Origin of the sequence: Collinsella sp. AF16-8, from assembly GCF_003462695.1 — a bacterium.
In the GTDB taxonomy this organism is placed as follows: domain Bacteria; phylum Actinomycetota; class Coriobacteriia; order Coriobacteriales; family Coriobacteriaceae; genus Collinsella.
In genome coordinates this window covers 1-15,202 of sequence record NZ_QRXX01000006.1, presented here as the reverse complement: position 1 = coordinate 15,202, position 15,202 = coordinate 1, and the positions used below count along the sequence as shown (strand labels likewise).

The 15,202-nt window shown below is 59.9% G+C and carries 12 protein-coding genes and 4 tRNA genes; 1 reads left to right on the top strand and 15 read right to left on the bottom strand.

The window, feature by feature from the left end:
* The 10 genes from DWW73_RS06210 to DWW73_RS06165 form a co-directional block, all read right to left on the bottom strand.
* On the bottom strand, positions 1 to 900 hold the full coding sequence (locus DWW73_RS06210; RefSeq protein ID WP_117779047.1) for a 4-hydroxy-3-methylbut-2-enyl diphosphate reductase: 900 nt from the start codon (positions 898 to 900) through the stop codon (positions 1 to 3).
* Between the two features lie 2 nt (positions 901 to 902).
* Positions 903 to 1,631: a lysophospholipid acyltransferase family protein gene (locus DWW73_RS06205; protein WP_117779046.1), complete on the bottom strand. Its 729-nt coding sequence runs from the start codon at positions 1,629 to 1,631 to the stop codon at positions 903 to 905.
* Positions 1,632 to 1,634: 3 nt separating this feature from the next.
* A complete protein-coding gene (gene cmk / locus DWW73_RS06200; RefSeq protein WP_117779045.1) occupies positions 1,635 to 2,321 on the bottom strand; it encodes a (d)CMP kinase in 687 nt (228 codons plus the stop codon).
* 68 nt (positions 2,322 to 2,389) lie between these two features.
* A complete protein-coding gene (locus tag DWW73_RS06195; protein ID WP_117779044.1) occupies positions 2,390 to 3,364 on the bottom strand; it encodes a pseudouridine synthase in 975 nt (324 codons plus the stop codon).
* Complete coding sequence (gene scpB / locus DWW73_RS06190) at positions 3,351 to 4,079, bottom strand: SMC-Scp complex subunit ScpB (protein WP_117779043.1); 729 nt, start codon at positions 4,077 to 4,079, stop codon at positions 3,351 to 3,353. The genes DWW73_RS06195 and scpB overlap by 14 nt, the downstream gene beginning before the upstream one ends.
* Positions 4,080 to 4,090: 11 nt before the next feature.
* Positions 4,091 to 4,903 (bottom strand): ScpA family protein, encoded by an 813-nt coding sequence (locus tag DWW73_RS06185; protein WP_117779042.1) that lies wholly within the window; start codon positions 4,901 to 4,903, stop codon positions 4,091 to 4,093.
* Between the two features lie 84 nt (positions 4,904 to 4,987).
* Positions 4,988 to 5,671: a site-2 protease family protein gene (locus DWW73_RS06180; RefSeq protein WP_117779041.1), complete on the bottom strand. Its 684-nt coding sequence runs from the start codon at positions 5,669 to 5,671 to the stop codon at positions 4,988 to 4,990.
* Between the two features lie 9 nt (positions 5,672 to 5,680).
* Positions 5,681 to 5,977 carry a hypothetical protein gene (locus DWW73_RS06175; protein ID WP_233509141.1) on the bottom strand — a complete coding sequence of 99 codons (297 nt, stop codon included), beginning with the start codon at positions 5,975 to 5,977 and terminating at the stop codon, positions 5,681 to 5,683.
* The gene (locus DWW73_RS06170) at positions 5,964 to 7,997 is read right to left on the bottom strand and encodes an ABC-F family ATP-binding cassette domain-containing protein (protein WP_117779040.1); all 2,034 of its coding nucleotides are present in this window, start codon (positions 7,995 to 7,997) and stop codon (positions 5,964 to 5,966) included. The genes DWW73_RS06175 and DWW73_RS06170 overlap by 14 nt, the downstream gene beginning before the upstream one ends.
* Before the next feature lie 75 nt (positions 7,998 to 8,072).
* Positions 8,073 to 8,145, bottom strand: a tRNA-Ala gene (locus DWW73_RS06165).
* A 625-nt stretch (positions 8,146 to 8,770) separates the two neighbouring features.
* Here DWW73_RS06165 and DWW73_RS06160 point away from each other — a divergent pair.
* Positions 8,771 to 8,846 (top strand) — tRNA-Ile (locus DWW73_RS06160).
* 210 nt (positions 8,847 to 9,056) lie between these two features.
* On the opposite strand, the gene DWW73_RS06155 is transcribed toward DWW73_RS06160, so the two are convergent.
* The 5 genes from DWW73_RS06155 to DWW73_RS06135 form a co-directional block, all read right to left on the bottom strand.
* Positions 9,057 to 9,129: transfer RNA gene (locus DWW73_RS06155), tRNA-Ala, on the bottom strand.
* A gap of 465 nt (positions 9,130 to 9,594) precedes the next feature.
* Complete coding sequence (locus tag DWW73_RS06150; RefSeq protein ID WP_117779039.1) at positions 9,595 to 10,749, bottom strand: hypothetical protein; 1,155 nt, start codon at positions 10,747 to 10,749, stop codon at positions 9,595 to 9,597.
* 369 nt (positions 10,750 to 11,118) lie between these two features.
* Positions 11,119 to 11,193 (bottom strand) — tRNA-Val (locus tag DWW73_RS06145).
* A gap of 313 nt (positions 11,194 to 11,506) precedes the next feature.
* Positions 11,507 to 12,601, bottom strand: a complete 1,095-nt coding sequence (locus DWW73_RS06140; protein ID WP_117779038.1) for a hypothetical protein — start codon at positions 12,599 to 12,601, stop codon at positions 11,507 to 11,509.
* Between the two features lie 318 nt (positions 12,602 to 12,919).
* The gene (locus DWW73_RS06135; protein ID WP_117779037.1) at positions 12,920 to 14,986 is read right to left on the bottom strand and encodes an AAA family ATPase; all 2,067 of its coding nucleotides are present in this window, start codon (positions 14,984 to 14,986) and stop codon (positions 12,920 to 12,922) included.
* Positions 14,987 to 15,202: the final 216 nt, after the last annotated feature.

The window sequence follows — 15,202 nt, the reverse complement described above, 5'->3', positions numbered from 1 at the left end:
TTAGCGGCAAAGCTCCTTGATGCGCGTGACGGCGCGTTCGATGTGTTCTTGCGGGGTGGAGGCTCCGGCGGTGATGCCGATGTGGTGAGCGTCGGCAAACCACGCGGCCTGGAGCTCGGAAGCTTCCTCGATGTGATGCGTGCGCTCGCAGGCGTCTGCGCAAATCTGCGCCAGGCGGCGGGTGTTGCCCGAGTTCTTGCCGCCCACGATGACCATGCAGTCGCAGCGGTTGGCAAGTGTGGCTGCTGCCTGTTGACGCTCACTCGTGGCGGCGCAGATGGTGTTGATCACGCGCAGCTCCTGCACGCGCGGGGTGATAGCAGCCACGACCTCGGCGAGGTTCTGCGCAGTCTGGGTGGTTTGCACGACGAGGCCTACCTTGCCCTTGAGCGACAAGGCGGTGGCGTCGGCGGCACAGCTCACGACCTGTGCATCATTGCCGGCGTGGCCCAAGATGCCCTCAACCTCGGGATGGCCCGGCTCGCCTACGACTACCACGCGGTAGCCCTCGCGTACCAGGCGCTCGGCGGCCACATGGACCTTCTTCACGTAGGGACAGGTGGCGTCGACCACGGTAAGGCCGCGCTCGCGGGCAGCATCGATCACTTGCGGCACCACGCCGTGGGCGCGGATGATCACGGTACCGGTTGCGGCGCTATCCAGGTTCTCAGCCAGGCTAACGCCTGCCTCAGCGAGCTCGCGCACCACGATAGGGTTATGGATGAGCGGACCCAAGGTATGGACCTGATTGCACTCCCCTGCCTGCGGCGCAGCGGCCAGCGCCATATCGAGCGCACGCTGTACGCCGTAGCAAGTGCCGGCGTGGGCGGCGATCTCGATGGTAGGCGCGGTTGCGTGGTCGGACGCAGTCGCGGCGGTGTTCGTCACGTTCTCGCTCATGGCTAGAACCTGCCCGGATGCTCGGCGCACAGCTCGTCACGCATGGCGTATACGCGGCTCATGGCCTCGGACTCAAACCAGGTCAGGCGCTCCGTACGCTTAAGCCCGGCCGGCGCGTCCGAAAGCGCGACGGCCTTGCCGGCACGAATCCAGCACTTCTTGGGACGCATGAGCTTTTTGCCCGCGGGCGTGATGTCGGACCAGCCGCAAATGGCGAGCGGGTTGACGGGCGCCTTGCCCATCTGGGCGATGAGCGCAAAACCGCCGTGGACCTCGGGCTTGATCTCGCGCGAGCGGATGCGCGTGCCCTCGGGGAAGATCAGGACGTCCTCGCCGCGCTGCAGCGCATGCTGGGCGGCGCGCAGGCACTTCATGTCGGCGGTGCCGCGCTCCACGGGAATGCCGCCCACGCGGCTAAAGGCCCAGCGTACGATCTTGCTCTTGGCGAACTCGGACTTAAAGATGGGGCGAATGCGGCGGCCGCCAAAGAACAGCGCCGTCTCCACGGCCAAGAGCTCGGCCATCGAGGTGTGGTTGCAGATGACCACGCTGCCGCGGCCGTCCTGGCGCTCAAACAGCAGGTCAGCGTCCTCGACCTTCCAGCGCCACATGAGCTTGGAGAAGGCCCAAAGGATGGCCATGACTACGACGACGGTGCCGCGAATGAGCGCTGGGAACTCTGCGTAGGGGGCGTTGTAATAGTCCTCGGGCGTCTGCTTAAACAGGCGCATGGGCTACCTCCTTTGGTTGATGAGGTCCTCGATAATGCGGACGACCTCGTCGATGGTATGGGCGGTGGAGTCGACGTGCACGGCGTCCTCGGCGGGCACGAGCGGCGCCACCTCGCGGCTGCTGTCGAGTTTATCGCGTTGCTTGAGGGCGTCGAGAGTCTCGTCGACCTCGGCCTCGAGCTGCTCGGCAGTAAGCGGCTGGGCGTCGTTTTGGTGACGCTGCAGCACGCGGCGGCGGGCGCGCTCGCGCGGGTCGGCGGTCAGGAAGACCTTGACCTGCGCGTTGGGGAACACGACGGTTCCGATGTCGCGACCCTCGGCCACGATATCGCGGTCCTCGGCGGCGCGGCGCTGGTGAATGAGCATGGCGGCGCGCACGCCCGGGTAGGCCGAGACCTTGGACACGTTGGCGTCGACCTGCGGGGTACGAATGGCGGCCGAAGCGTCCTGGCCGTCAATGGTCAGGCGCGTATCCTCGCCGGTGCCGTTGGTAAAGCAAATCTCGATCTGCTCGGCGAGGGCGTCGATGGCCGTCTCGTCGTTCAGATCGATGCCGCGGTCGAGCGTGGCGAAGGTGACGGCGCGATACATGGCGCCCGTGTCGAGCTTGTTAAAGCCCAGCTGGCGGGCGATCTCCTTGGCGATGGTGGATTTGCCGGAACCGGCGGGGCCGTCGATGGCGACGATCATGCAGTGCTTCCTTTCGATGGTTGACGTGCTGGTATGGTTCGCGGGCGCTGTATTGGTTGGCGGTCTGCCTAGCCGGTGTAACGCTCGCGGTAGGTATTGCGCTTGGGTGCGGAGCCGTGGCTGCCGTGGTGACGCGTGCGGGTCGCGGCGTTGGTCGCCGCCGCGCCGGCGCGCTTGCCGACGGCCTGCTTGGGCGGGATGCCGCCGGCCTTGAGGATCTGCACCTCGCGGTCGGTGAGCTCGCGCCACGAGCCCTTGGCCACGCCCTCGAGCTCAAGGCCGGCAAAGTTGCAGCGATGCAGGCGGATTACCGGATGGTGGATCTTGCTCAGCATGCGCTTGACCTGGTTCTTGCGACCCTCGCGGATGATGACCTCCACGGCGGTGGTACCGGGCTTGACGCCTTGCGGTGCCACAGCCTCTGCCTCGCGCGCGTTGATGACGCGGCAGATCGCCGGCTGGCACAGGCCGTCGTCGAGCTCGATGCCACGGCGGAGCGGTCCCAAGTCGCGATCGGTCAGGTGGCCGTCCACGAGTGCTTGGTAGGTCTTATAGACATGCTTGCTGGGGTGCAGCAGGTCCTGCGACAGGTCGCCGTCGGTGGTAAAGAGCAAAAGGCCTGTGGTGTCGCGGTCCAGGCGACCCACCGGGAAGAGCCCCGGATAGCGGTCGCGCGGGACCAGGTCTGCCACGCAAGGTCGCTCCTGCGGATCGCTCATGGTGGTGAGGTAGCCGGTCGGCTTGTAGAGCATCAAGTACACGGCGCCCTGGTTGAGCTTGACGGGCATGCCGTCGACCTCGATATGGTCGCGGTCGACGTCGACCTTGGTGCCCAGTTCGGTCGCGACCTGGCCGTTGACGGTCACGCGGCCGGCAGTCATCAGGTCTTCCGACCCGCGGCGGCTCGCCACGCCCGCGCGCGCCAAAAAGCGCTGCAGGCGCATGGTGTGCGGATAGACGGGCTGGGCGTCGGACTCGTGCGTATCCGCGTTGGGTACCGCAGCGCCGGCGCGCGTCTCCCCTACTTCGTTAGTCCTCGTCATGCAAATCCTCCGAGATCTCGTCGACGACCAGGGTTTCCAAGTTCTCGACTGCCTCAACATCTTCAACATCGGTATCGAGCAGTTCGCGCTCTTCGTCCAGGTCCTCGGCCTGCTCCTCGAGCGTGGACTGAATGCTGCGGCCGCTCAGGCGCTCGCGGATAAACTGACGCGACTGCTCGTCGGGGGCAAACTGCTCCAGATCGGGCAGATCGCGGGTGGAGCGCAGACCGAACTTTTCCAAGAAGGCGTTGGTCGTGCCGTAGATGATGGCTTGACCGCGCTGGGGGTCGCGTCCGAGCTCGCGCACCAGACCTTTGTCCACGAGCGACGCGATGACGCCGTCGGAATTGACGCCGCGGATGCCCTTGACCACCTCGCGCGTCACGGGCTGGTGGTATGCGATGACGGCCAGTGTTTCGAGCGCGGCCTGCGACAGCTTTTGCGTGTCCCAGCTCAACACATAGGCCTCGACCACGTCGTGGTAGGCGGGGTGCGTAAACAGGCGCCAGCCGCCGGCGACCTCACGCAGCTGAAAGCCACGGTTGGCCTCCTCGTACTCAACCTTGAGCTCGGCGAGCAGCGATGCGCACTCGCCGGGGGCGATATCCAGTGCGCCGGCGAGCGCGGGCGCACTCACCGGGTCGCTCGACACCAGCAGCAGCGCCTCGAGGGCGCCTTTGAGGCTGTTTGCCTCCAGCGTTGAAAGGGTTGACATGGTTGCTGCTCCTATTCGGTGAGCTCGGGGCCCTCGCCGGGCACGTATGCCTCGGCGCCCTCGACTCGGTTGATGCAGATGGTTCCGAAGATCTCGTCCTGGCTCAGCGTGAGCGAACCGCGCTTGGCAAGCTCAAGCATGGCCAGGAAGGTGACGACGAGTTGCTCGGTGGTGGCGTCGCCGTCCAACAGCTCGCGGAAGGTGCAGGTTTGGTGCGCCATGGTAAAGCGGTCGACTGAGGCCACGGTCAGGTCGAGCGGTACGCGATGCGGCGCCACATGCTCGGCCTCCAGCAGGAAGGTCTGGCGCTTGCCGTCCAGGTCGGCACAGATAACGGCCAGGCCGCGCAGGGTGATGCCAGCCAGATAGTCGGGCATGAGCCCTAGGAACTCAGGGTCGGGGCCGGCCACGCGCGGATGCATGCGGCTTTCGGCCTGCATGCGGGCACCGAGGGCCGCAGCCGCGCCCTTAAACTGCTTGTAGGCAATCAGGCGCTGGATCAGGACCTCACGCAGGGCGTCGCCGTCGAGCGTGCTGAGTTCCTCGAGGTCTTCGTCGAACTCGTCATCGTCGTCACCGACTTTGCGCGGTGCCTCCTGCGGTACCAGAGAGGCGGCTTTGATGTCCAAAAGGGTTGCCGCGACCAGCAAAAAGTCGCTTGCCACGTCCAGGTCCAGCGCCTCGATGCGCTCGGCCTCGGCAAGGTACTGTTCGGCCACCTCGCTGATGGAGATGGCGCCGATATCTACTTTTTGGCGGGTTACCAGCTGCAGCAGCAGGTCGAACGGTCCGCTGTAGACCTGCGTCGACACGCGATACGACATCTTCGACCTCCTTTGACGGCGCCTTCGCGGCGCGGTTTGGGTGCATGTTACGACCGTTTTGCACGGTCGACCTGTAAGTTTACCTTAGATGCCGGCGATTGCGAAGTTGAGCAGCTGCTCAGCAAGCGGATACACGGTAACGTCGAAATAGCGGCTGATTACATCGATGCCGGTCCACATAGGCAGCAGATACAGCACGATGATGAGGATGGGCATGGCGTATTGCTGCAGGCGGTAGTAGTTGGCGAGCGCCTTGCCTTTGAGGAACGGTACGATGATCGACGAGCCATCGAGCGGCGGGATCGGGATGAGGTTGAAGAACGCGAGTGACAGGTTGACAACGATAAACGTGGCGCCGAAGCTCATGATCTGTGACGCCAGGGCAAAGGAGATGCCGGTGTAGAGGTTGCCGTACGCCACGTGCATGAGTGCCGCGGCAAGGCACGCGAGTGCGATGTTCGACGCGGGGCCGGCCGCGCTCACCAGGACCTCGTCGCGCTTGGGGTGCTTGAGGTTGTTGAGGTAGACGGGCACGGGTTTGGCGAAGGCGAACACCGGGCCGCCGGCCGCGAGCATGAGCAGCGGCAGGATGATGGTGCCAAACGGGTCGATGTGGTTGAGCGGGTTGAGCGAGACGCGCCCGCGCGAACGGGCCGTCTTGTCGCCGAGCGCCCAGGCCGCAGCGGCGTGCGCGCTCTCGTGGATCACGATGCCCACGATGACGGCGACGGCGCTCGCGAGCAGGTTCATGAAGTAGCTGCTGGACATGGCGCTCCTCTAGCGGACGCGGCGCGAGGCGCGCGTGAGCAGGTAGTCGGCCGCAAACAGGATGACGGCGACGATGGCGTAATCCAGGCGGAACACGCCGCCAAAGGGCGACGTGATGACGCCATAGCCGGCGATGGCGCTCGGCAGTGCGCGCGAAAGCTCAACGACAAAGCCTACGATCTGCAGCTTGGCGGTGAGGCCGCTAAAACACAGCAGCACGGTCATCGCGCTCATAAAGATGCCGCAGATGCGACAGGCGATGGCGATGATGCTCATCGCCACGGCAGCGGCCTTACGAGAGTTCACGCGCGGTCTCCTCTTCAATCTGGGTGGAAAGCTCCAGCCATTCGTCCTCGAGCTTGGGCAGTTCTTGCTTAAGGCCGTTATATTCCCCCAGCGCGGCGTTGAACTTATCCTGATCGGCATAAAGCTCTTCGCTCGCCATCAATTCCATAAGCTCGTCATAGCGGGCACGCTTTTTGTCGAGCTCCGTCTCGATCTTCTTGAGCTGGTTACGCACGCCCTTGAGCTTTTTGTTGAGCGCAGCACGGGCTTGGGCCTCGGCGCGCTTTTGCTCCTTGGTCTTTTTGCCCTCGGCAGGCTTAGGCGCCGCGGCGGGGGTGTCGGCCTGGGCGGCGCTGGCCTTGGCGGACTTGGTCGTGGCCGGCGCGCTCTCCGTGGACGCCTCGGCGGCGGCGCGGGCCGCGAGGTCCTCACGCTTGTAGAGGTAGTAGTCGTAGTCGCCGTCGTAGACCGTGACTTTGCCGTCGCGGATATCGATGACGCGGTTGGCCACGGCGCGCACCAGGTGCTCGTCGTGGCTGATCAGCACGATGGTGCCGGGGAAGTTTTGCAGGGCGTTCTCGAGCATGTCCACCGAGTCGATGTCTAGGTGGTTGGTGGGCTCGTCCAGGCACAGGAGCGCCTCGGGTGCTACGAGCATCTTGGCGAGCGCCAGACGCGCCTTTTCGCCGCCGGAGAGGACGCGAACCTGCTTTTCGATTGCGTCGTTGTCGCTAAACAGGAAGGCGCCCAGCAGGCTGCGCTGCTGCGGCACGGTCCACTTGGGCGTGACGGTGTCAATCTCTTGCAGGACGGTATTGGACTCGGTCATGCCCTCGAGTGCGTGCTGGGCGTAGTAGGCTACGCCTACGTTGGTGCCCAGGTCCCGGGTGCCGGTGGTGGGCGGCTCCAGTCCGGCGATGATCTTCATGAGCGTGGACTTGCCGGCGCCGTTGGGGCCGACGAGCGCCACGTGCTCGCCGCGGTAGAGCTTGAGGTCGATATCGCTGTAGATGTGTTTGTTGCCGTAGGACTTGGAGACGCCCTCCAGGCCCACGACCATATCGCCGGAGCGCGGTGGGTCAGGGAACTTAAAGTCGATGTGCTTGTGGCCCTCGGGTAGGATGACAAGCTCCTTTTTGATCTGCTCGATCTTGCGGATGCGCTCCTGGGCCTGGGCTGCCTTGGTGGGCTTGTAGCGGAACTTGTCGACGAAGACCTGCATGTGGGCGATGTCGCGCTCCTGGGCGGCGCGCTTGGCGCGCATCTGCTCAAGGTTGTCCTCGCGCTGCTTGAGGTAGCTGCTGTAGTTGCCGGTGTAAGTGGTCACGCGACGATTTTCGAGTGCGGCGACGTGGTCGACGCAAGCGTCCATGAAGGCGCGGTCGTGGCTGACGATGAGGACGGCGCCGTCATAGTTGGCTATAAAGCCGCGCAGCCACTGGACGCTTTCGAGGTCCAGGTGGTTAGTGGGCTCGTCCAGAAGCAGCAGGTCGGGATGGCGCAGGAAGAGCTTGGCGAGCGCGATGCGCATCTGCCAGCCGCCCGAGAACTCGGAGCACGGGCGCTCAAAGTCGGTGACCTTAAAGCCCAGGCCGGACAGGATTTTGCGGGCGTTGCTCTCGAGCTCGTAGCCGCCCAGGTGCTCAAAGCGGTCCTGGACCTGGCCGTACTCGTTGAGGAGTGCGTCGACGTCCTTGCCCTGCTCGGAGAGCTCGGTGATCTGGGCCTGCAGCTCGTTGGCGCGCTCACCCATACGGCGGATTTCCTTGGCGGCAGCCATGACCTCGGCAAGGATGGTGGTGTCCTTTTGCTCCAGGTTGGTTTCCTGCTCTAGATAGCCTACCTGGCAGTCCTTTGCGTACTGGACCTGGCCAGCGTCTGGGCTGTCGATGCCCATGATGATCTTGAGCATGGTAGTTTTGCCGGCGCCATTGGGGCCCACGAGCGCAAAGCGTTCGCCGGGATTTATCTGGAAGGAAGCGCCGCTAAAGAGGACGCGAGCGCCGAAGCTTTTTTCGATCTTGTCGACCAGGAGGATCATGGTGCCGCCTTTGACCTTGTGTGCCTATATAAAAAAAGGCCCCAACTTGCGTTGGAGCCTCATTCAATGCTCGGGTGGAGACGAGGGGGATCGAACCCCTGACCTCTTGACTGCCAGTCAAGCGCTCTCCCAGCTGAGCTACGCCCCCGTGCGAAGAAGTACTATACGGGAACTCGGACGGCGATGCAAGGACAATTTTGGAAAAACTTTCCGGGGGGCGGGCGCCGGAGTCCCGCGGGGCCGGGCCAGCCTGCGGAGCGCCTGGCCCCCGCACGGCCCCTACGCCGGCCGACTTGGCGCGCGGAACGCGACCCTCCCCGCGCAACCGGATTTCCTATGCGTCGCCAGTCCCATTATCGGGTCCGATTGCGAACCGTCCCTCATCCGCGCCTCAGAACTATGCCGGTTTACTACGATGAATCTGGAATGTTCGACCACGCACGTCTTTTCGTTAACCGTCGGACTCTCTACCTGCTGTTTTGCAAACTGAGAACACGCGGTGGTCGAAGGTCGCCGATCCGTCGTAGTAAACCAGCATGGTTTTGAAATGGCATCAGGTTGATTTCACGCTGAAATGTCTTGAAGCCCTGAATTTAAGGCCTTAACTTTTTATAAAACACTTCTTATCTGCGACGGGCCTAGATTAGCTGTTGTTTAGCATCGAACTTGATCTTGCGTTGTGCGACTTGCTCGTGCATGGTAGTATTTCACGACGTGAAGCGAAGAAATTAGGCCTGAGTTGCCTTTGCTAGAATTGCATTCACCGTTCATAAGGGCTCTTGGCGCAACGGTCAGCGCAGGGGACTCATAATCCCTGGGTTCTGGGTTCGAATCCCGGAGGGCCCACCAGAGTATTTCGAGGCTGGGCATTACGCCCGGTCTCTTTGTTATTGGCGCTGCAGACTAGGTTTGCTATCCAGAAACGTAAAGTTATTAACATTCATATTCGTAATTAACAATGGGTATGTCGCCAAGATGCTGCCCAGTCAACACATGGCGTAAATCGATAGATATGAAAAAAGGCCCCAACTTGCGTTGGAGCCTCATTCAATGCTCGGGTGGAGACGAGGGGGATCGAACCCCTGACCTCTTGACTGCCAGTCAAGCGCTCTCCCAGCTGAGCTACGCCCCCGTGCGAGAAAGTACTATACGGGAACTCCCCCGCCGATGCAAGGACAATTTTGGAAAAGATTTTACGGTGCGTGGAACGGCGCGGGGCCGAAGGGACACACGATGCCCGAAATAGCCCGCGGGGCGCGCCCCAGGTGCCGCCGGCCAGAACAAAGCAATCCGCGGTGCTTCCGCGGGAGGGTTTCGTCTGAGCCCCTCTCCGCGCCTCCGGGTCAATTTACTGAACCGTGCGCAGCTCGCGCCAGCTGGTCGCTTCATAAACGGACCGGTTTACTACGACGATTCCCGGATTTCCGACCACACGCCTACATTCGCAAAACGGGCAGGCATTCTACCTGCGGTTTTACGAGCGACGAATTCGGTGTGCTCAGCTACCCCCAATCCAACGTAGTAAACCGGCGTGGTTTTAAAATGGCACTTAATTACTGCAGCATATAAAGTAGTAATAATGCTCACTTGAACATTATTACTTACCAATACCAAGCCAATTGCACAGAACGTTGGCTCGCAATCTGGTCTCAGCGCATCTCATCGCCTCGGTTTTTGGTTTGTAGCGCAACTCCAATCGCTCACACACACTGTGAATGATGGCATCAAGCTGATAGTGATCATTGAGCATGTCATGGGTTACAAGAAATACGTCGTATCCCATGCTTTGTAATGCTGTCATTCGTGCGGCATCGTGGTCCAGCACGGCGCCTGAACCATGGATAACCTCTCCCTGAAGTTCGATAATCACAGCTTTCATTATTATTGGGTTTACGATGACGATATCGCCGTAACAGATTTTCTGACCTGCGATTTTTCGAGCTGAATTCGACAGCGGTGTTAAGTCGTTGACGTATATGTTTTTAAACTCCGCTCCGCCAGTACGCCTCGGAAGACTTAGCAACATGATTCCAGCAACTTCTAGCGGGGATGCCGCAATACCCATTACCTGCCGTGCGGCTTCGTAGAATTGTTTTCCCCACATCTCGCCCTTAACCTTCGCTGCAAATTTGTGCAGTTCTTCTATTTCAATAAGAGGCTTTCTCATCCAGAGCGATGTGCCTTTTCCGTTTGCTTTATTTCCGGATCCGTCATTCTGCTGCCCACTTTGATCATTCTCGCTGTCCTTCTGGCTCGCCCGAGCATAGACTCGCTTCCATGGGGCCTCGTCTTGGGTTTCATCTAGTTCAAAAAGTCTTTCTGTGGTGTACTGCTCTTCTTCTGATTTTGCTTGCTCAAGTGCCATGTCGACCGCGGGCGATGGTTTAAAAACCGAAAACCATCCGCAGAGCTCGTACATGGCCAGAACCAGGTCGCATGAAGAAACGCTTCGAGTCATGGTGAATAGCGTATGAAGAGGGTCTGTGACGCTAAAGCCCATGCCCGTGTCGATCGAGACCTTCTCTGTATAGGCGCTGTTCCATCGGATGGTCCGTCTTGTCTCGGAATGTAGGTTGCTTCGAGTTGATGCTGCTGTGATGACTGGGGTCTTGAGGACGTCGGTTACGAAAGGGGCTTGGGATAGAGCTCGCCAGCCTTCTTCGGAGTTGGGTAGGCGCGGGTAGAGGTCGCGCACCTGCGGTGGGCAGCGCCAATAGCGGAATGCGGTGTTTGCGCAGACGATTTCGTCCATTTGCGCCTCCCCTGGTATCGGCCGTAGACCGTGCGGTTGTGGTCGTGGACGATTATCTACCGGGGCATCATGCGGGTAAGTACCGGAAGCTGACCAAACGCTGACCAAAAGCTTGACGCAATCCGTTGAAAAGCCGCCATAGGCATGAACGCGCTGGTACAAGCTGTGAGCCAGCGGTCTCTGTCTCCACAATTGCACATAGATTACGCAGGGAATTCATTGAATGAACGCAGACGCATTTTGCAAAACGCGCAATGACGACACCTAAGGTGAACTGCGTAACATATAACGCCTTAGGTAACTTCGCTTCAATTTTGGTGTCAAAAAGAAAAAGGTCAGAGGCTTAACACCTCTGACCTGTGCTTTAGATGGTGGGCGATACAAGATTCGAACTTGTGACCCCATCCGTGTGAAGGATATGCTCTACCCCTGAGCCAATCGCCCGTCGCCTTTCGGCAAAAGAGATACTAACATAGCCGCGCGAGGTTTTCCAAGAACTTTTTGCCCCCGATTTTAAATTCGTGCGCGTCAGCCGCGCCATGGCAAACGCCGTAACCACTAAAATCGCAGCTCAACACTGCTTTACAGCTTGAACCACGACGTCTCGGGGTGGCAGCTTCGTCGATCAAGGCGATGCTGTCCAGATCATCGGGTAAAGTACGGGGTGCTTTCGGCACGATAGGGTCGGTTGCGTCTGCTGTACAGTTGTCAAAAGTCATACCTTGTGGATGTCCCTTTCTTCCAAATGGCAGCTATCTCAACAACGACATGCGGCAGCTAGAAGCATTGTACCAAGTAGGAAAAGCGTCACGGAAGCGGCGATCCAGTTGTTGTCGGCGGTCTTGGGGAGTGCCGCACTTGTCGCAGTGGCAGCCTTGGGCTTGGAGGCTTTGGCGACCGTGGTCTTGGTTACTGTCGTTGTTGTCTTGGTTGTCGCGGCCGCTGGTTTCAGCGCCGGATTTGTCGTGGGCCCTGTGGTGGGCTCTCCGGCAGCGGGGTTAGCATCGGCGGAAGGCTCGCCCGCCCCGCATCCAGGCACATCGCTCCCGTCGGTCTCCCCCGCCGGAGGCGTGGCGACATCGGGCTCAACCACCACATGCGGTGCCACTACCCCTGCAGCATCCATCACGCCACTAGCACCAAAAGCCCCGCCAGCAGGCGTCACAAACCGTGCGGACACAAGCGACCCGCCCGTACACGCAACGCCGCCGTCGGCACCGGCCGCATCAAGCCACGAGGCGTCAACGGAAAGCCGACAGCCGGCCGCACCATCGCCAAGGCCCGCATCTTGCAGATACACACCGTAGGCGCGCACGCCCGCTCCGGACCCGGCGCCCGCGGCAACGATGCGCCCGCCGCCGCGCACGGCCATGTCGCCAGCGATCACGCCGGCGACCGCCTCGTCCGTAATATTGGCCCCGTCTGCCCGGGCATCGACGGTGCATCCGTCCACCACGAGCGCCTGCGAAACGTGGATCCCGCACTGCGAGCCCGTCGCCGTCAGGGTCCCGGTGCCGCGAAGCGTCAGGCTGCCCCACACCTCCATGCCGCACAGCGTGATGTCCGCATCGGGCGCATGCGACTCCGTCACGGAGTTCTGCCCGGCAAGCGTCAGCACCAGGTCGCCGTCGGCGCCGATGGCCTCGCCCGCGTAGCCGTTGAGCTCCAGATGGTCGGCATCGGTCCAGGCCCAGCCGGGGCCCGACACGCCCGGCTCGTAGTATGTCGCGCCCGCGATGATGAGGCTCTCCGCGCCCGCAGCATAAGAAGGCCCGCCCAGCAAAACGCATAGGCAGGCCATGGCAACAATCGCAATGTAATGACGGCTGGTGTAGGACTCGGCAGCAAACATACCCGCTCCGATCTTCGCGGGAGCCAATAGAATATGCACCAGAAAATGCCCTGGTGGCAGCACTTATTAGTTTAGCGAGATCGATGCAGGAGCAAGGAGAAATCGCGTGGGCAACTCCCACAATTAGGTGTAAATCGTTTTGCCAGTCGGTGAAAGGAAGAATCGGCTTACAACCTCCGTTTCGATTCTTCAAAAGCGCAGGTAGCATCCTTCAAATTGACAGCATGATACTCCGAAGTGAATCTGAACTTGCGTCAAGACATCTCAAGCAATCTGAATTTCGTAATGTAGATGCGATGCAATAAGAACATATATTCGTTATGTTTGGGTGTTGATGATGGAGGGCTGCGTCGCGATTGAACTGCTCTTTCGGGCCTTCTCTACGAATTCGCTGATCCAAGATCTTGTTGTGTTCTTGAGGATCCGGATGTTTTCGGTCGCTTCAATGTCGATTTCCATCATTGCCCTGTCGGCGATGTCGTCCGGCAATGTCGGCAAGCCACTGGGAGCAGTCTCCCTGTACTTCTTGGCAAACATGGATACGTATCTTTCGACAAAGAACTTTTTGTCGCTTACGCTTAGCTTGGAGAAGTGGCTCATCAAATTGAAGCGGGAGAGGAGTTCTGCCGGGAAAGTTTCATTGATCTTCCCGAGGGGGCAGTTTGTCGTGAATACGATGATGAACCCGCGGAGATCGTGCTCCATCCCTTGGGAGTCCGTGAACGATCCTGTCTCGAGGAGATCGAGGAAGAAGTTCCAGACGGCGGGTTCAGCTTTCTCGAACTCATCCACCAGGAGAATTCCGGCATCGGACGAGTCGATCTTCTTTCCCAGCTCGCCTTCTTCGCTTCCCATGTATCCTCTCGGGCTGCCAATCAGGGAGTTTAGAGAGTCCTTGCTGCTGTAGTTCCCAAGATTGACTTTAGGGAGGAGCTGGCATGGCGCGATTGCCTCGCAGAGAATCTTGGCGACTTCTGTTTTCCCGACACCCGAAGGGCCAAGAAGGAGCAACGAGAATACCGGCTGCTCGTCGAGCGCGTTGAAGAGCCTGAAGCTGCGCGATCGGGATTCGAAGGAGCGTTTGAATTCGATCTGGCCTATGAGCTCGCTTTCGAGGGTGGTGAGGACCTGTTTGAATTCGAGTTCGTCGAGGGATACGAGTGTTCTCTTTACTCTTTTGTCCTTCTGGGCGTCCTTATCGATCTCGATGTCGCATTCTATAATGTCGTCGAACATGGTTCTCAATTGGTATGCTCCTTCGTTCACGGTTTTATCGTCTCCGATGAAGAGGGTGCCAAAGGGTAGCTGGTGGACGAGGAGCTCGAATTTCGATGCCAGCTGAAGATCGCCCGAGAGTAACCCCACAAGTGATGAAACGTCCACGACGAGCTTTTTCTCGGAGAGGAGCTCGGAGATTTGGTCGCTTCCGTGTAGTTCGAGAAGCGACATCAACTTGAAGCCGCCGTCTCCGAGCTGGTCGATCAGGGCTTTATACTGGGATTTGTTGTATGTGACGAGTTTGCGCATGGCGTTGCCTATCAAGCCTCGAAGGACACTGCCTGAATGACAGCAAGGATGTCTATGTAATAGCCCTGTTCTACCCGATTGCCGCCGCCGGTCATGGCGGTGGGTGACGGGTTCTTTCCGCATATAACAATGTCGTTCTGCGGCGTGCGTTTCGGGTCGTCTGGCTGTTGGAAGTAATCGAGGGGGGCTCTTCATCTGGGCCGGGGTGATTTTCCCTTTGCATATCCCGACGATGCCGACCTTTCCGATGAGCAGGTCGTCGATTGTGTACCCGCTTTCGAACATTTCTTCTCCATCGAGGGGAATCTTCGCGTACAGCGGCGTTCTTCTTCTTGCGCGGTTTCCTCTGAGCTTGAAGGCTGCGCCGTCTCCTATGAAGGATTGCATCATGTGGCCGATGTCGAGGTCTCCGGCATCGGAGACGGTGATTCCGTCGAAGGTCCCGCTCATGATTGCCATGATGCCTCGAATCTCCTCCTCATTGATGAGCTCCAGCGAGACATCGCCGATGTATGCGAGGTCGCCTTCTGCAAGCGTTGTTCCGCTTTCGGGGGCTTTGCAATGCTCCATTATGTCGGCGAGCATCCGGCTATTTGTGTTCACGTATTCGAGGGTGTCCACGATCTTCTCTTGTTTTTCGTGCCTGACGCTTCCTTCGAGTTTTGCCCTGAGTTTCGTCAGAAAGGGAGGGTTGAGCTCCGCTTCGGCGTTCAATGATGCTCTCTTTGTCGTCCCGTTCTGGTTTTCCTTGGAGCTTGTAGTCTTGAGTTTGTTGTCCAGGAGCATCCTCGTCTCGAACACCTTCTGCTGATTCATGTAGTAGACGGTGAAGAGGCCTGGTATTTTATTTTCTGGCATAGTTCCTCCGCTCCTTTCCTTTAGCGTGGGGCTGTCGTTGTTTCCGCCCCTCGTTATCCGCGTACCATCCGTTTCACACCATACGTATCATTGCCACTCCGAAAAAGCAATCGGACCCACCATGCAGCCGAGACGGACAGAAGACCGTGAGCACGGCGAAGAAGAGGTACCGTCAAGATTCTTTCGCAAATTGATCGAGGCGGCCTCGGCCCCGCC

What these genes read in the sequence shown, in the direction of transcription:
- DWW73_RS06170 (WP_117779040.1), bottom strand. Translation starts at nt 7,997, where the DNA reads ATGATCCTCCTGGTCGACAAGATCGAAAAAAGCTTCGGCGCTCGCGTC.
- DWW73_RS06210 (WP_117779047.1), bottom strand. Translation starts at nt 900, where the DNA reads ATGAGCGAGAACGTGACGAACACCGCCGCGACTGCGTCCGACCACGCA.
- DWW73_RS06185 (WP_117779042.1), bottom strand. Translation starts at nt 4,903, where the DNA reads ATGTCGTATCGCGTGTCGACGCAGGTCTACAGCGGACCGTTCGACCTG.
- DWW73_RS06135 (WP_117779037.1), bottom strand. Translation starts at nt 14,986, where the DNA reads ATGCCAGAAAATAAAATACCAGGCCTCTTCACCGTCTACTACATGAAT.
- DWW73_RS06180 (WP_117779041.1), bottom strand. Translation starts at nt 5,671, where the DNA reads ATGTCCAGCAGCTACTTCATGAACCTGCTCGCGAGCGCCGTCGCCGTC.
- DWW73_RS06150 (WP_117779039.1), bottom strand. Translation starts at nt 10,749, where the DNA reads ATGGACGAAATCGTCTGCGCAAACACCGCATTCCGCTATTGGCGCTGC.
- DWW73_RS06205 (WP_117779046.1), bottom strand. Translation starts at nt 1,631, where the DNA reads ATGCGCCTGTTTAAGCAGACGCCCGAGGACTATTACAACGCCCCCTAC.
- DWW73_RS06140 (WP_117779038.1), bottom strand. Translation starts at nt 12,601, where the DNA reads ATGTTTGCTGCCGAGTCCTACACCAGCCGTCATTACATTGCGATTGTT.
- cmk (WP_117779045.1), bottom strand. Translation starts at nt 2,321, where the DNA reads ATGATCGTCGCCATCGACGGCCCCGCCGGTTCCGGCAAATCCACCATC.
- scpB (WP_117779043.1), bottom strand. Translation starts at nt 4,079, where the DNA reads ATGTCAACCCTTTCAACGCTGGAGGCAAACAGCCTCAAAGGCGCCCTC.
- DWW73_RS06195 (WP_117779044.1), bottom strand. Translation starts at nt 3,364, where the DNA reads ATGACGAGGACTAACGAAGTAGGGGAGACGCGCGCCGGCGCTGCGGTA.